This window comes from Mucilaginibacter sp. P5_A6, assembly GCF_056400585.1.
In genome coordinates, this window is record NZ_JBFUKZ010000002.1 from 46,324 (window position 1) to 61,894 (window position 15,571).

16 protein-coding genes are annotated in these 15,571 nt (G+C 41.3%); 7 read left to right on the plus strand and 9 right to left on the minus strand.

What is annotated here, in order from left to right; translation table 11 throughout:
* The first annotated feature begins 69 nt into the window (after positions 1-69).
* Complete coding sequence (locus tag AC1DO4_RS02185; RefSeq protein WP_477412550.1) at positions 70-897, plus strand: N-acetylmuramoyl-L-alanine amidase; 828 nt, start codon at positions 70-72, stop codon at positions 895-897.
* 99 nt (positions 898-996) lie between these two features.
* Here the strand turns inward: AC1DO4_RS02185 and AC1DO4_RS02190 are convergent, their stop codons facing one another.
* Positions 997-2,664 carry a glutamine--tRNA ligase/YqeY domain fusion protein gene (locus tag AC1DO4_RS02190; RefSeq protein ID WP_477412552.1) on the minus strand — a complete coding sequence of 556 codons (1,668 nt, stop codon included), beginning with the start codon at positions 2,662-2,664 and terminating at the stop codon, positions 997-999.
* A gap of 149 nt (positions 2,665-2,813) precedes the next feature.
* Here AC1DO4_RS02190 and AC1DO4_RS02195 point away from each other — a divergent pair, with 149 nt between their 5' ends.
* The 4 genes from AC1DO4_RS02195 to AC1DO4_RS02210 all read left to right on the plus strand — a co-directional run bounded on the left by AC1DO4_RS02195 (position 2,814) and on the right by AC1DO4_RS02210 (position 5,496).
* A complete protein-coding gene (locus AC1DO4_RS02195) occupies positions 2,814-3,176 on the plus strand; it encodes a TM2 domain-containing protein (protein WP_477412554.1) in 363 nt (120 codons plus the stop codon).
* 34 nt (positions 3,177-3,210) lie between these two features.
* Entirely contained in the window at positions 3,211-4,308 is a 1,098-nt protein-coding gene (locus tag AC1DO4_RS02200) for a Nif3-like dinuclear metal center hexameric protein (protein WP_477412556.1), read from the plus strand.
* Positions 4,308-5,051 carry a zinc ribbon domain-containing protein gene (locus AC1DO4_RS02205; protein ID WP_477412558.1) on the plus strand — a complete coding sequence of 248 codons (744 nt, stop codon included), beginning with the start codon at positions 4,308-4,310 and terminating at the stop codon, positions 5,049-5,051. The genes AC1DO4_RS02200 and AC1DO4_RS02205 overlap by 1 nt, the downstream gene beginning before the upstream one ends.
* An 88-nt stretch (positions 5,052-5,139) precedes the next feature.
* Positions 5,140-5,496, plus strand: coding sequence for a ribosomal maturation YjgA family protein (locus AC1DO4_RS02210; protein WP_477412560.1), 357 nt, complete (start codon positions 5,140-5,142; stop codon positions 5,494-5,496).
* 32 nt (positions 5,497-5,528) lie between these two features.
* On the opposite strand, the gene AC1DO4_RS02215 is transcribed toward AC1DO4_RS02210, so the two are convergent.
* From AC1DO4_RS02215 to AC1DO4_RS02235, 5 genes are all read right to left on the minus strand, one after another.
* A complete protein-coding gene (locus tag AC1DO4_RS02215) occupies positions 5,529-6,599 on the minus strand; it encodes a PA0069 family radical SAM protein (protein ID WP_477412562.1) in 1,071 nt (356 codons plus the stop codon).
* 29 nt (positions 6,600-6,628) lie between these two features.
* Positions 6,629-7,273 carry a response regulator transcription factor gene (locus AC1DO4_RS02220; protein WP_477412564.1) on the minus strand — a complete coding sequence of 215 codons (645 nt, stop codon included), beginning with the start codon at positions 7,271-7,273 and terminating at the stop codon, positions 6,629-6,631.
* Positions 7,239-8,069 carry a sensor histidine kinase gene (locus AC1DO4_RS02225; protein ID WP_477412566.1) on the minus strand — a complete coding sequence of 277 codons (831 nt, stop codon included), beginning with the start codon at positions 8,067-8,069 and terminating at the stop codon, positions 7,239-7,241. Before AC1DO4_RS02225 ends, AC1DO4_RS02220 begins: the two co-directional genes overlap by 35 nt.
* 987 nt (positions 8,070-9,056) lie before the next feature.
* Entirely contained in the window at positions 9,057-9,608 is a 552-nt protein-coding gene (locus tag AC1DO4_RS02230) for a hypothetical protein (protein WP_477412568.1), read from the minus strand.
* A 207-nt stretch (positions 9,609-9,815) separates the two neighbouring features.
* The gene (locus AC1DO4_RS02235) at positions 9,816-10,163 is read right to left on the minus strand and encodes a hypothetical protein (protein WP_477412570.1); all 348 of its coding nucleotides are present in this window, start codon (positions 10,161-10,163) and stop codon (positions 9,816-9,818) included.
* 153 nt (positions 10,164-10,316) lie between these two features.
* Here AC1DO4_RS02235 and AC1DO4_RS02240 point away from each other — a divergent pair, with 153 nt between their 5' ends.
* Complete coding sequence (locus tag AC1DO4_RS02240; RefSeq protein WP_477412572.1) at positions 10,317-11,402, plus strand: metallophosphoesterase; 1,086 nt, start codon at positions 10,317-10,319, stop codon at positions 11,400-11,402.
* Positions 11,403-11,473: 71 nt separating this feature from the next.
* Here the strand turns inward: AC1DO4_RS02240 and AC1DO4_RS02245 are convergent, their stop codons facing one another.
* The 3 genes from AC1DO4_RS02245 to rsfS form a co-directional block, all read right to left on the minus strand.
* Positions 11,474-12,121 (minus strand): LutC/YkgG family protein, encoded by a 648-nt coding sequence (locus AC1DO4_RS02245; protein WP_477412574.1) that lies wholly within the window; start codon positions 12,119-12,121, stop codon positions 11,474-11,476.
* A 56-nt stretch (positions 12,122-12,177) separates the two neighbouring features.
* Complete coding sequence (gene ftsH / locus AC1DO4_RS02250; RefSeq protein WP_477407721.1) at positions 12,178-14,286, minus strand: ATP-dependent zinc metalloprotease FtsH; 2,109 nt, start codon at positions 14,284-14,286, stop codon at positions 12,178-12,180.
* Between the two features lie 90 nt (positions 14,287-14,376).
* Positions 14,377-14,751, minus strand: coding sequence for a ribosome silencing factor (rsfS, locus tag AC1DO4_RS02255; protein WP_477407719.1), 375 nt, complete (start codon positions 14,749-14,751; stop codon positions 14,377-14,379).
* 47 nt (positions 14,752-14,798) lie between these two features.
* Here rsfS and AC1DO4_RS02260 point away from each other — a divergent pair, with 47 nt between their 5' ends.
* Positions 14,799-15,569, plus strand: coding sequence for a biotin--[acetyl-CoA-carboxylase] ligase (locus tag AC1DO4_RS02260; RefSeq protein WP_477412576.1), 771 nt, complete (start codon positions 14,799-14,801; stop codon positions 15,567-15,569).
* The last annotated feature ends 2 nt before the right edge of the window (positions 15,570-15,571 follow it).

The following is a 15,571-nucleotide window of genomic DNA, read 5'->3' on the forward strand; positions in this document are numbered from 1 at the left end:
ATCAAGGAGAGGCAGAATCGTTAAATAAACTGTTATTTACTTACTTTAGCGAATAAGCTTCCATCGCCTATGAAAACTACCGTTTACGCTATATTTATTGGGGTTGTATTTGCCACCCTCAGCTCCTGCTCGCCCAAAGGACCATACGCCATAACCAACAAAGTGTACAGGCACCAGGCAGATTCGGTACTGAAGGTGATCAGTCGCGAGCAACCGGCCATGCTGGTTGATAGCCTGGGTGCTACCATTCCCAGCGAATGGGTTGGTACCGTAAACTTCAACGCCCGCAAGCCAAACTATGTAATTATTCACTACACGGCACAGGATTCGGCCAAACAAACGCTTAAAACTTTTACGTTGGTAAAACCCCAGGTGAGCGCCCATTATGTAGTGGGCAAAGATGGCAAGGTATACCACATGCTTAACGATTACCTGCGCGCCTGGCAGGCCGGCATTAGCAGGTGGGGCAGCATAAGCGATATGAATAGCTGTTCTATAGGTATCGAAATTGACAACAACGGCCATGAGCCCTTTAATGATGTACAGGTAAAGAGCCTGCTGGCCTTACTGGCCCAGCTTAAAAAGGCATATAACATCCCTACGGCAAACTTTATCGGCCACCAGGATATTGCCCCCGCCCGCAAGCCCGATCCCGGTCCGCTGTTTCCCTGGAAACTGTTGGCCCAAAAAGGTTTCGGCTATTGGAGCGACGAACTGCTGGAACTACCACCCGACAACTTTGACTATGCAACAGCCCTGCGCCTCATAGGCTATGATACCAGCAACCTGCCAGCCGCAATAGCAGCCTTTAAACGCCATTTTGTACAAATTGAAGACAGCCCAGCCATGACGCAGCTGGATTTGAATGTGTTGTATAATGTGTATAGGAAGTATTAGCCCCCTAACCCCCTAAAGGGGGAATTTTTGATTTACGGCTTTTATAAAAAAGGCCATTCACTTGTGTAGCGAATGGCCGTATGCTTTATAACTCCCCCTTTAGGGGGCCGGGGGGCTCTTCCACCCGTCTTTTAGCGTAACAGTTCTGTTGAAAACTAATTTATCAGCTGTTGAGTACTTATCCAGTGTAAAATAGCCTTTGCGCATAAACTGCACCGGGGTACCGGGCTTGGCGTTGGCCAGGTCGGGCTCAATGTAGGCTGTTTTGATTATGTGCAGACTGTTGGGGTTAATGTAGTCCTTAAAGTCACCCTCCTCGCTTTGCGGATTCTCTACCTGGAAAAGGCGATCGTAAAGCCTCACCTCGGCGGTTTTGGCGTGTGGTACGCTTACCCAGTGAATAGTTCCCTTAACGTTGATGCCACTGGTATCATTACCAGATTTAGATTCGGGCAGGTAAGTACAGTGGATCTCAGTTACATTGCCATCGGCATCTTTAACAAAGTCGTCGCAACGAATAATGTAAGCGTTTTTCAACCTCACCATCAGCCCAACACCCAGCCGGAAGAACTTCTTAGGCGGCACCTCCATAAAGTCCTCACGCTCTATCCACAACTCACGGCTAAAAGGGAACTCGCGGCTGCCATCGCCACCCTCAACCTCGGGGTTGTTTTCGCCATGCATCGTTTCTACTTCACCTTCGGGGTAATTAGTCAGGATACATTTTATAGGATCCAGCACAGCCATACGGCGCCAAGCGGTTTTGTTCAGGTCCTCGCGGATGCAAAACTCCAGCAGGCCAACATCTATCATGTTTTCGCGTTTGGCCACGCCAATACGCTCACAAAACTCACGGATACTGGCAGGGGTATAACCCCGGCGGCGTAAACCACTAATGGTAGGCATTCGCGGGTCGTCCCAACTCTCTACATATCCTTCTGTAACCAGCTGCAGCAGCTTGCGCTTGCTCATTACGGTGTAATTGAGGTTTAACCTTGCAAATTCATATTGTTTGGATGGAAAGATACCCAGCTGTTCAATAAACCAATCATATAAAGCACGGTGAGGTATAAATTCCAGCGTACAGATGGAGTGGGTTATCTCCTCAATAGCATCCGATTGACCATGGGCAAAATCGTACATCGGGTAAATGCACCAGGCATCGCCTGTACGGTGATGGTGCGCATGCTTAATGCGGTACATCAAAGGATCGCGCAGATGCATGTTGGGTGCTGCTAAATCAAGTTTAGCCCGTAGCACCTTGGCGCCATCGGGGTATTTACCGGCTTTCATATCGGCAAACAGCTCCAGGTTCTCTTCCACCGATCTGCTGCGGTATTGGTTGGGTGTACCAGGTTCTGTAGGTGTCCCTTTCTGTACAGCAATCTCTTCTGCTGTGCTGTCATCTACATAAGCCAGGCCTTTTTTGATAAGGGTAACAGCAAATTCATATATCTTGTCAAAATAGTCAGACGCGTATAATTCTTCGGCCCATTCAAAGCCCAGCCATTTTACATCCTCCTTAATACTGTCAACATATTCAACATCCTCTTTAACGGGGTTGGTATCGTCAAAGCGCAGGTTGGTTTTACCGTTATATTTTTGCGCCAGTCCAAAGTTTAAGCAAATGGATTTGGCATGGCCGATGTGCAGGTAACCATTAGGTTCGGGCGGAAAACGGGTTAACACCCGGCCTCCGTTTTTGCCGGCGACTATATCTTCTTCAACAATTTCCTCTATAAAGTTCAATGATCTTTCTTCGCTCATAAACAACAGTTATCAATAACCACAAAAGTAACAAAATTTTTAAGCCCCTAACTTTATAAACGGGAACTGGTGTATTGACAATTAGCGTATGGTTATTATGATAAAATAATTAAATTTGAAACAGCTTAAATCAAAAACCTATACAGAAAATGAACACGTACCAGGATCCTTACACAAATTTTCAGGATATGACGCCCGAAGAAATGGGCTTTTTACAACAAGCCACCGCCGGACTAAATGAAAATCAAACCAAATACTTTTACATGGTTTACACCAGCAAACGTAAAAACGCGCAGGAAATACTATTGTTTACCTTACTTGGTTTTATTGTAATTGCAGGCGTACAGCGTTTTGTACTTGGGCAAATTGGTATGGGTTTACTTTATCTTTTTACCGGCGGCTTTTGCCTTATTGGTACTATTGTTGATTTGATAAACAATAAATCGCTCACGTTAGAGTATAATAAAAACATGGCTTATGAAAGCCATCGTATGGCTATGTTAACCCCATAAAATTAACCCAGCCATCTTATAGTTAAATTTGTTCATGAAACTATCCATCCTTACCGCCTACCTTGAAAGTCTTGCACCACTGGTTTACCAGGAAGATTACGATAACGCAGGCCTTATAGTAGGTAACCCCGACCAGGAAATAACACAGGCCCTGCTTTCTTTAGATTGTACCGAAGCTGTGGTTGATGAAGCCATCGCTACCGGTTGCCAGGTAATTATATCGCACCATCCTATCGTTTTTAAAGGGTTAAAAAAGTTTAATGGCAAAACTTATGTAGAGCGCGTGGTTGAAAAAGCCATTCGCAACCGCATAGCCATTTACGCCATCCACACTAATCTTGATAACGTGATGACCGGAGTAAATACCCGAATTTGCGATACACTGGGCTTAAAAAACTGCCGAATACTGGTACCAAAACACAACCTGCTTAAAAAGCTGGTAACATTTGTACCCCATAGCCATGCCGATGCCGTGCGCGATGCTTTATTTGCGGCGGGAGCAGGCAATATTGGTAATTACAGTGAAGTTAGCTTTAATGCCGAGGGACTGGGCACTTTTAAAGGCAATGATGCTACCGTGCCCTACATTGGCGAACCGGGTAAACGCCACCGGGAAAATGAGACTTGCATCCAAACCATTTACCCGGCCAACCTGGAGAGTAAAATAATCATGGCGCTGATACTGGCCCATCCATATGAAGAGGTGGCTTATGACCTTTATAGCTTAACCAACCAAAACCAGCAGGTTGGCTCGGGTATGATAGGCGAGCTGGAAGTACCGCAGAATCAGGAATCGTTCCTGTTTCATGTAAAAGATAAGATGCGTACACATGTAATAAGGCATACAGCATTTACAGGCAAACCCATTAAAAAAGTAGCCGTTTGCGGTGGTTCAGGAGGCTTTTTATTGAAGCATGCTATAGCCGCCGGAGCCGACATTTTTATCACTGCTGACTACAAGTATCACGAGTTTTTTGATGCCGAAGGAAAAATAGTGATAGCCGACATCGGACACTTTGAGAGTGAACAATTTACGGTACAATTAATGTATGATATAATTAGAAAAAAATTCCCTATCTTTGCCGTCCGTTTAACAGAAGTAAATACAAACCCCGTCAAATATTTTATTTAATGGAACAAACCGTAGAACAGAAGCTTAAAGCTTTATACGAACTACAAACCATCCACACTAAAATTGATAGAATTCGCCAGGTAAGGGGTGAACTGCCAATGGAAGTTGCCGATTTGGAAGATGATGTTGCTGGCCTTGAAACCCGCATACAAAAGATCAAATATGAGCTGGATGATGTAGAGGATGAGATAGTAACCCGCAAAAACCTGATCAAAGACGCCCAGGCAAATATTAAAAAATACGAAACGCAGCTTAACGAAGTTAAGAATAACCGTGAGTATGATGCCATATCAAAAGAAATTGAGATACAGGGATTAGATATACAGGTAAGCGAGAAAAAAATAAGGGAATATGGTTTTGAGATCTCCTCAAAAACGCAGGTGTATGAAAAAGCCCTTGCCGACCTGGAAGCCCGCAAAAGCGATCTGGAAGCTAAGAAAGATGAGTTAGGCGTTATTACTGCAGAAACCGAAAAAGAAGAGAACGACCTTGTTGCGCAGGCAGAAAAAGCTATTCCTAACATCGAGGAGCGTTTGCTTACAGCTTACAACCGTTTGCGTCAAAATGCCAAAAATGGTTTGGCTGTTGTAACTATTCAGCGCGATTCATGTTCAGGTTGTTTTAACCAGATCCCGCCTCAGCGCCAGTCTGATATCCGTCAGCGTAAAAAGATCATCGTTTGCGAGCATTGCGGACGTATCCTTGTTGATGAGCAGATGGCCTTAGAAGCAGAGACCATATAAGCAAAGCACTAAATAATATGAAAGGCATCTATAGGATGCCTTTTTTTGTGAAACAATTTTTATGCCCAGATCAAGGATTCTTTATTTCATGCTTTCGGTCGCAACCATTGTTATTGGCCTGCTTTCCCGGCATTTTAAATTTATTCCTCTGTTTATCGGCGATATTCTTTGGGCGCTGATGGTTTACTTTATCATGCGTTTTCTACTTATTAATAAGCCTTTAAAATACGCCATTATAGCAAGCCTTTTATTTTGCTATGCTATAGAGTTTAGCCAGCTTTACAAAGCGCCCTGGATAAATGATTTGCGGCATACTATTTTTGGCAAGCTGGTTTTAGGAGAAGGCTTTTTGTTTAGCGATCTATTGTGCTATACAGTTGGGATAGGAGTTGGCGTTCTGTTAGATTTATACACCATTAAGAAAAAAGCACAAACTCGTTTTTAGATAATAATTGATTTACAGATAACATTCGTAGCTCAAAACATACTTGTCTGCCTGCCCTTCTTAGGCACAAATAAACTGTAATCATAATCCGGCATTTCACGGCCCGCCATAAAACGATTACAAGCCATCCTGAACATCTGGTGGATGGATTCAGCGATCTTACCTTCACCGCTCATCCGTCGCCCAAAATTGCTGTCGTTTAGCTGCCCGTTGTGACATTCGCGAATCATGTTCAGCACTTTTTCAGCTCTATCAGGAAACGCTTTGTGGATCCAGTCGCTAAATATTTCGGCAATGCTGCCGTTAAGGCGCACAATGGTAAATCCGGCAGCCAACGCGCCCCTGTCAGCAGCGGCTTTAATAATGTTGGGTACCTCGTTGCTATTCAGGCCCGGGATGATAGGAGCCGCCATTACCCTAACGGGGATCCCTTTTTCTGATAGTTTTTGCACAACGGCCAACCTGCCCGTTGCAGTTACCGTACGTGGTTCGAGCTTTTGGCGCAATTGCTCGTTAAGCGAGGTTATAGAAACGTTAACATGCACAAGGCTCATGGCGGCCAGCTCGGTTAGTATATCCAGGTCGCGCAGGATAAGATTATTTTTGGTGATGATAGCGATCGGATTTTTATACTTCAAAAAAACCTCCAGCAGTTTTCTCGTTATTTGTAAGCTACGCTCAATCGGCTGGTAACAATCAGTATTGCCCGATAGCAGGATGCAAACGGGTTTATAATTCTTTTTATTAAAATATTGCTCCAAAAGCTCGGGGGCGTTCCGCTTTACAATGATTTTGCGCTCAAAATCAAGCCCTGCACTAAAACCGTAATATTCATGAGTATTACGGGCATAGCAATAAATGCAGCCATGCTCGCAACCCTGGTAAGGGTTTATAGAGTACATATGGCTAAGGTCGGGGCTGTTTGATTCGCTTACTATCTTTTTGGGCGTCTCCTCAAAAGGCTGGGTTAAGCTATTTTCAAGCAAGGGTTCATCGAGCCCTTCAATATGGTCGGCCACATATTTGTTTTTCAGAAACTTATTGTGGGTATTAACCTGCGCCCCCCTGCCTTTAAAAAAGTCTGGGTTATCTTCATGTGCCATATGGCAAATTTGCTAATTAAATTAGCAAATTACAAATCAACCAGCTTGTTTTTTATGCTGTATAAAACCAGGCCAACGCGGCTTTTAATTTGCAGTTTTTCAAAAAGCTGGTCGCGGTAACTATCAACTGTACGCACGCTTATGCACATGGTATCTGCAATTTCCTTGTAAGTAAGTTCGGTGCTGGTGAGGCGTAAAAATTCAATTTCACGCGGATTTAGCTTTACCTGTGCCGCTTTATCAATGTTAAAATTATTCAGCAGGTGCTTGGTAACAAAATCGGGGTAAAAAAGCTCCCCTTCCGAAACTTTACTCAATGCCCTTTCAAACTCATCGGGCTCCGCGTCTTTTAACAGATAACCCTTTACTCCTGCCATCACCATTGATAACACCTTTTCGGCATCCTCAAACATGGATAGAATGATAACCCGGATAGATGGATGGTGCTTTTTAAGCCATTGGGCAGTTGATGTGCCATCCATAACAGGCATATTAATATCAAGCAAAATAATATCAGGTATAATCCCTTCTGTAATATTATCTATCAGTTCTTTACCATTTGCGGCCTCAAACAGAATACTATAGCCGCCAAAACTATCTATTAGCGCGGCCATGCCACTCCTAAAAAGGCGGTGATCATCAACCAGGGCTATTTGAATAGGTTCCGTTAGCATAAATTTCTTGTACCAGGGGGTTCAACGACAGCTTAATAGTGCAACCTTTTTGGGGTGAGCTGCTTATAACCGCCTCTGCTCCAATCAAACCTGCCCTGTTTGTCATGTTACGCAACCCCGATCCACTCTTGTCGTTAAGCAATTCGGGCTGGAAACCAACGCCATCATCTTCGATGGTTAAATTAAACATTTGTGTGTTATAATGCAAACCTATTTTAATGTTTGCGGCATCTGCATGTTTTAACACATTATTTAATGCTTCCTGGAATATCCTGAACAAAACCAGTTCGCGCTGTTCGCCCAGGCTGTAAACTTCGCCTTCCACCGTTACATCCACATGAATAAGCCCGCTTTTATTGATCCGAGCAGCCTCCATCTCTAATGTTTTCACCAGTCCCAACGCGCTTATATGCTCAAAGCTGAGGCTTTTTGAAAGGTTACGCAGATCTGTAATGGTTTGCGCTACAAGCTCACGGGTATCATTTAATTTGGTCTGCTCATCGCCATCAAGCTTTTTGCTCAACAGGCCAAGGTTAAGTTTTACAAATGATAATACCTGGGTAATATTATCATGCATTTCACGACTAACATAGTTAAGTGTTTCCTCCTGGATCTCGATACGGGTTTTTAGCAATTCCTGCTTAAATGATGATTTTAATTCGGCTTTTTCGAGTGCGTTTTTATTCTGCTTTTTTTGAAACATCAGTAAAAATCCGACCATAAAAAATCCAAGCAATAGCAATAATGCAGTACCTGCAATTATTATAAGGATAACTTCTTCGTCTTTGAACAGCATAAAAAGGCAGATATTAAGAGTGAATTGAGCAACAAATTTGAAAGCCCCGGAATAGTTGCTGCCAAAATATAAAAATGATAATTGTTTTTATATAATATGTAGCTAAAAAAAAGAATAATAAAAAGCAAGTGAAAGAAAATAAAAGAGCAACCCTGTAGCAACCAAAAACAGTGGCTGTTTTAATAGAAAAAGATACTCCGCGGCTTCCTCAAGCAGATTATAGTAATAAATACAAGCCAATGATAAGATAAACGATCCCTTATGAACTTTAATTACATGCTAAAATAGTGCAACGCCGCAATTATTGTGTTGATAGCGCCTTCTTTGGAAAGCATAAAAAGGCAGCTATTAAGAGTGAATTGAGCAACAGGTTTGATATCCCTGGAATAGTTTTTGCCAGGATAAGAAATTGATAGCTATTTTTATACGCCATGTAACTATAGCACGAATAAAAAGCCGCATTCGAAAGGAAGTAAAAAAACACCCCAGTAGCAGCTAAAAACGGTGGATGCTTTAGAAGTATCAAGTGCTCACGGGCCTCTGCTAACAAATTGTAATAATAAATGCAAATTAAAGTCAAAATAAATAGCTCCTGCAATATTATTGCCGGCGTATTTAACCTCCAAATTCCCTGTATAAAAATCATATCAATAAGCGAAATCAGGATTATAACGCCCGCGAATATGTATACCTCCTTTTTATACAATGCATCACCACTAAAAGAGGTGATTAAATAAGCAAAAAGGATAAACTCCATTAATGAAACATTGTTGTTGCACCAGGAGTTGGTGTGATTAATTACAAGCAAGTGATGCATACTGGCAATTTCAATAACAATTACAAGGGCCAGGTACAGAGGAAACCATTTAAAGTTTCTATCGAGCTGTTTATAAGTATATAAACAAACTAAAAAAGTTATTATTAGGGATAGAAAGTAAAGATTGTATAACATTCAATATTTATGAATCTAAATAAGAACAGCACGTCTTATTTCAAAGACAACTTCTTCGCCTTTGCACAACATAAAAAGGCATAAATTAACAGAGAATTGAGCATTAAATTTGAAAGCCCTGGAATGGTTGCAGCCAAAATATAAAAATGATAATTATTTTTATATGCCATGTAGCTAAAGCAGGAATAATAAAAAGATTTTGAAAGAAAATAAAAAAGCAAGCCTGTAGCAACTAAAAACGGAGGATGCTTTATAAGCACCAAACCTTCCTCTGCTTCTTCGAATAAATTATGATAATAAATGCAAATTAAAGTCAAAATAAATAAGGCTTGTATTACCATTGCAATGGTGTTCAACTTCCAAACGCCCTGGATAAAAGCCATATCAATAAGTGAAAGCAGTATTACAAAAGCAGCAAGTATGTATACTTTCTTTTTATATGACGCTCTTTTTGCAAGCGAGGTCATAAAATAAGTAAAAACGACAAACTCTATTAATTCTTCTATGTTGCTGGCCCAGGAATTGGTATGATTAATTATAAGCCAATTGAATACATTTCCCGTTTCGAAAACAATTGAAAATCCCATAAATGGAAGAAACAATTTAAAATTTCTATCTAAATGTTTATAAGCATATAAACAGAAAAAAAAGGTTACAATTAAGGAAAAGCAATAAAAATTGTATAACATTCAATATTTATGATCTTATAATATAATGCGAAAATAGCTTATCTATATGCATTTTTTTAAAATTATCTTAAATATTGAATGTTATCGTTTTAGTCCGCTAAAAACCTAAAGACAATTTGGAGGACAGGCTTTTCCATCGTTTACAGGTTCCAATCCAGCAGTAAACACGCTACTGTCTGAAACAGCATCAGTATGGCTGCTTTCTTTATTCACGGTCCCGGCAAGAACAACCGTTGTGTGGTTGTGTGTGTCTGTTCCATCATGGGATGCCAAATGAATCCTTACACCAGTTACTTCTGCGGGTAAGTTACTTACAAAGGTTTTAAATGAATCAATATCGAACCAAACAGATCTGGTATCATTAATACCATGAGTTTTGTCGATAACGTTTTTCCGGGTGGTGTGATAGTGATCCACCATTTTTTTTGCGGTTTTTAAATCAATAATTTTCATATATAATCGGGGGTTAATAAGTAAGCAATATATAATTTACAAATTAAAATACCTATCCATTTTTAAACAGTATTTTTCATCGTTAAAAAACGGACAGGTACTTTTTTAGCTTCTTTTTATTACCACAAAAGTTTTATATTACGTTAAAAACCCATGCGCAAATTTCTGCAAAAGCTGTTAACGAAACGGGTAGCCATACTGGCCGACAGGCTATCGTCGAGGCCCGATAAGAAGCGAGTGGATAAGGCATTAAGCCGCCTATATAAAAACATACTTACAAGGCCAGGCAAAAAAGGGCTGCTGATTCCCTTTGACACCGGGGTAGATAAATTCATCATATTTTCTGATCAGCATAAAGGAGCACGTGATGATATGGACATTTTTGCCCTGGCCGAGAAAAACTATCTTACTGCACTTGACTATTATGAGGAGCAGCGTTTTTGTTATATTAACCTGGGTGATAGTGAAGAGCTTTGGGAAAACCTCTTCATCACCATAAAAAGGCACAATAAAGCAACCTTTGAAAGCGAAAAGCGCTTTATTAACCGCAAAGCCTTCTTCAAGATATTTGGCAATCACGACCTTTATTGGGGTAATGATCCACTTGCTATCGCCGGGTTAGTACAGGTATACGGACAACGGGTAAATATCTATGAAGGCGCCATATTACAAACCGAAGTAAATGGTATGCCGCTTAATATATACCTTACTCACGGCCACCAGGGCGACCAGCAAAGTGATGGCAACTGGTTTAGCAAATGGTTTGTGTCTGATATCTGGGCCCCGCTCCAGGCTTATCTAAAGGTGAATCCTAATACGCCAGCCAACAACGATCTGCTAAAAACCGATCACAACCGGATTATGTATGAATGGGTGGCTAAACGCGAAAACACATTGCTTATAACCGGGCATACTCACCAGCCGGTTTTCAGATCCCTCACCCACCTCGAAAGATTATACGATGAAATGGCAAGAGCAAAAAAAACAAGCAACACTGCTGCCATTGCCGAAATTCAAAAGCAAATTGTAAACAGGAATTTAAAGGGCGATATAGTTCCCGATTTTAGCGCGTATAAACCTTATTATTTTAACAGCGGCTGCTGCTGTTTTGATGATGGTGATATAACCGGCATTGAAATAGCCAATGGTTTCATAAGATTAATAAAATGGGAATATGATAATAAAAAGAAAAGTAACAGGCTTGTACTGGAAGAATGTAAGCTTGAGGCATTGATTTAAGATGTTTTTTGTGTATGGTTTTTTATACAGCAGGCTTTGCAAATCAGCAGCCACCAGGCACAACCCCCAACTTACAACACAGAATCATCAATTAAAAACACAAACAGTTCTTTTGGTCCGTGAGCGCCAAGCACAAGCATTTTCTCGATATCGGCAGTGCGGCTTGGACCAGTTACATTGCTGATCATGGATGGCAGGCGATTACCATATTTACTTTTAAGAAGCTTGAAGCCATCCTTAATATCCATTACCATTTGCGAAGTATAAGCCAGCACAATATGTACCGGTGGATAAATACTTAAGCGCCGGCCGGCCATATTACCGTTTGATAGCAAAATGCTCCCGTTGCGCGCTATTAAAGCTTCGCAAAGGGTAAATCCAACTTCGGCCTGGTCAAAATCTTTATCCGTTTCGTAAAAAGGGTACTCAAAGCGGGTAAGTATTTCCTGTAGGGAGGGCTCCCAGCAGTATATTTTACGCCAATTGCGTTCTTCGGCCAGGGTAAGCAATGTTTCAATGAATTGCATCTCGTCTTCGCAAAAAACAAATTGTCCGTTAACGGCGGCAAATTGCTCTGCAAAAACAACTTCGGGAATTTCCTCTTCGGTTGCATAAAGCGGTAGGTCTTCCAGCTGGGGATAAGGGTTGTCCCTTTTTTCCAGCAACGCCTTGCGGATCTTTTTAAGCAGTTTTTCTTTTGATGTGGTAATATCCCTCATAATGTAAAAAAGGAAAGCCACCAGCTACGCTGGTGGCTTTTTATAATATTATTTTATTAAACCTTTGAATCCTGCGCGTCAACCCTCGATAACTCAGGATTAGTTACATTTTCGGGTATTGCATTGTTGTCAATCTCCGGATTTAAAGCGGCTTCGCCGTTTACAAACTTATCGTAAGTGGTTCGTTCGTCAAAAGGGCGTTTTCCTAATATCTCTTCCAGGTCACTCTGGAACAACACCTCTTTCTCTAATAACTTTTGAGCAATTTTCTCTAAGCCATCCCGTTTTTCATTCAGGAGCACCTTGGTTTTCTGATAAACATCATCAACCAGCTTGCGCACCTCGTTGTCTATCATCTCGGCAGTGGTATCCGAATATGGTTTGTTAAACTGGTACTCTCCCTGCGGATCGTAGAAGGATACATTACCCACATTACCGTTCATACCATAAATTTTTGTCATAGCATAGGCAAGCTTGGTAATGCGTTCTAGGTCGCTCAAGGCGCCGGTTGAAATTTTGCCAAAAACTATATCTTCAGCAACACGGCCACCCATTGAAACGCTCATTTCATCAAGCAATTGCTCGGTAGTATACAAAAACTGCTCTTTTGGCAGATATTGAGCGTAACCCAATGCTGCAACACCACGCGGAACGATAGATACTTTAACCAACGGATCGGCATGCTCCAGGAACCAACCTGCAATAGCATGCCCGGCTTCATGGTATGCTACTATCCGTTTTTCTTCCGGTGATATTATCTTGTTCTTTTTCTCCAAACCACCAATCACACGGTCGATGGCATCCTGGAAATCGGTCATATCTACCGATTCTTTATTTTTACGGGCGGCTATCAAAGCTGCTTCGTTACAAACGTTAGCAATCTCGGCGCCTGCAAAACCAGGTGTTTGTGCGGATAGCTTTTTAGCATCAACACCATCATTAAGCTTAATAGGTTTCAGGTGAACCTTAAAAATCTGCTCACGGCCAATCAAATCGGGCTTATCAATAGATACCTGCCTGTCAAAACGACCAGGGCGCAACAACGCGGAATCCAGTACGTCCGGACGGTTGGTTGCAGCAAGAATAATAATACCAGAATCGGTACCGAAACCATCCATCTCCACTAATAACTGGTTCAAGGTGTTTTCGCGCTCATCATTGCCACCAACTATATTATTTTTACCACGGGCACGGCCAATGGCATCAATCTCATCAATAAATATAATACAAGGGGCCTTATCCTTAGCCTGGCGGAACAGATCACGAACGCGTGATGCACCCACACCTACAAACATCTCCACAAAATCAGATCCTGAAAGGGAGAAGAAAGGCACCTGGGCTTCACCCGCAACAGCCTTGGCTAACAAGGTTTTACCCGTACCTGGTGAACCTACCAGCAATGCGCCTTTAGGTATTTTACCGCCCAGGTTGGTGTATTTTTTGGGATTCTTCAGGAAATCTACAATTTCCATTACCTCTTGCTTGGCTTCCTCAAGGCCGGCAACATCATTAAACGTAACCGAAACCTGTGCTTCCTTATCAAACAAGGTAGCTTTTGATTTACCAATGTTAAATATCTGCCCGCCCGGACCACCGCCAGAACCGCCAGACATACGGCGCATAATGAAAATCCATACGGCAGCAAACAGGATCACCATAATAACACCCTGTACCAACCAGTTTGATAAAAGACTTTCGCGGCCTTGCTGCAGTTCAACAGAAACTTTAGGAGCCGTAGGGTCTGTACTTTCTGCCGCTGCGATAGATTTTTTTAGGCTTTCGTATGAATCGTCAGTAAAGGTATACTGAGGGCCACTGCCCGAAGCGCTAAATAAATGTTGTTGCTTACCACTATCGGTAACGTAACGTTGTTTACCCAGGCTTTCCTTTTTTATATAAACCTCGGCAATTATCAAATCGCCGCTTTTGTAAGCAATTATTCGGTCAACATCATGCTGTTTCAGCATATTTGTTTCAAAATCCTGGTAGGTGATTCGTGTACCATTTTCACCGCCTAATAAGGTAGACGCCAGCAAAAATGCCAAAACAATAATACCATAAATCCACATAATGTTAAATTTAGGTGGTTTTGGAGGCGTTTTTTTATTTAGAATCTTCCTTATCGGTTTCGGACTTTCTGATTTATTATCTTTATTATCTTTCATTTCTTTGTTACGAGCTCAAACTCAATATCTATAATTTAAAATACACGGTTATTAACATGACGCAGTTACCGGCCCTTATGTGACCAATAATTAAGCGCTTTTGAAATATTTAATTTCTGCATCTCCCCACAGTTCCTCTACACCATAAAACTCCCGCTTATCGGTTCGGAAAATGTGAACTACAACATCCACATAATCAAGCAATATCCATTCGCCGTACTCAAGCCCTTCCTTGCGCCATGGCTCTTGCTGGGTTGCTTTAAAAATTTCGTCTTCAACGCTATTCGCTATAGCTTTAACCTGTGTGGTTGAATCGGCATGGCAAACTACAAAGTAATCTGTTACCGAACTATTTAAGTTACGAAGGTCTAACCTTACTATCTCATTTCCCTTTTTTTCCTGAATGCCATGTATAGCCAATTCAGAAATATAGGTTGATTGATTCCCCTTTTTATTTTTTACCATCAAAAAGAATTAGTTTTGAACGTTTTTTGGTTAAAAATTATTACACTTTGCAAAATAACATATTTTCGGGATTATTTGTTGGTCAAAATTTGGTAACAATTAAAGAAGTTGATTCAACCAACACATTCCTTAAAACATTACTGTCAAATTCCAAGCCATTGCCCGAAGGTACGGTCATTATGGCAGAAAGCCAATATGCAGGCCGGGGTCAGCAGCAAAACAAGTGGCACAGTGAGCCGGGCAAAAACCTCACCTTCAGTTTATTGCTAATGCCCTCATTTTTACCAGTTTCTAACCAGTTTGACCTTACCCGGGTGGTAAGTTTAGGCGTTTGTAAAGCCCTTGAACCCATACTGGGCAATAAATTAAAAATAAAATGGCCAAATGATATTTATTATGACGACCATAAGCTTGGCGGTATTTTAATTGAAACTAACCTGCAGAGCGACAGGATTAAAAACGCCATAATTGGCATTGGCCTTAACATAAACCAGGAAAGTTTTGAACCGGGAGCCGGCAATGCTATCTCGGTAAAGCAAATCTTACACAAAGATTATGATTTACGAACTTTATTATCTGAAATTTGCGCTCATATTGAGGCATACTATCTTAACTTAAAGGCCGGTAAGTTTGACCTTATACGGAATGCTTATTTAAACCGGCTATACTGGTTAAACGAAATAAAGGATTTCCGATCAAACGGTGAGGTTTTTAAAGGAACCATTATTGATGTAAAAGATGAGGGCTTACTGGTTGTTAAAAATAATAACGAAAAACGGGAGTTTAACTTAAAACAAATTGAATTTTTAAATAAATAATA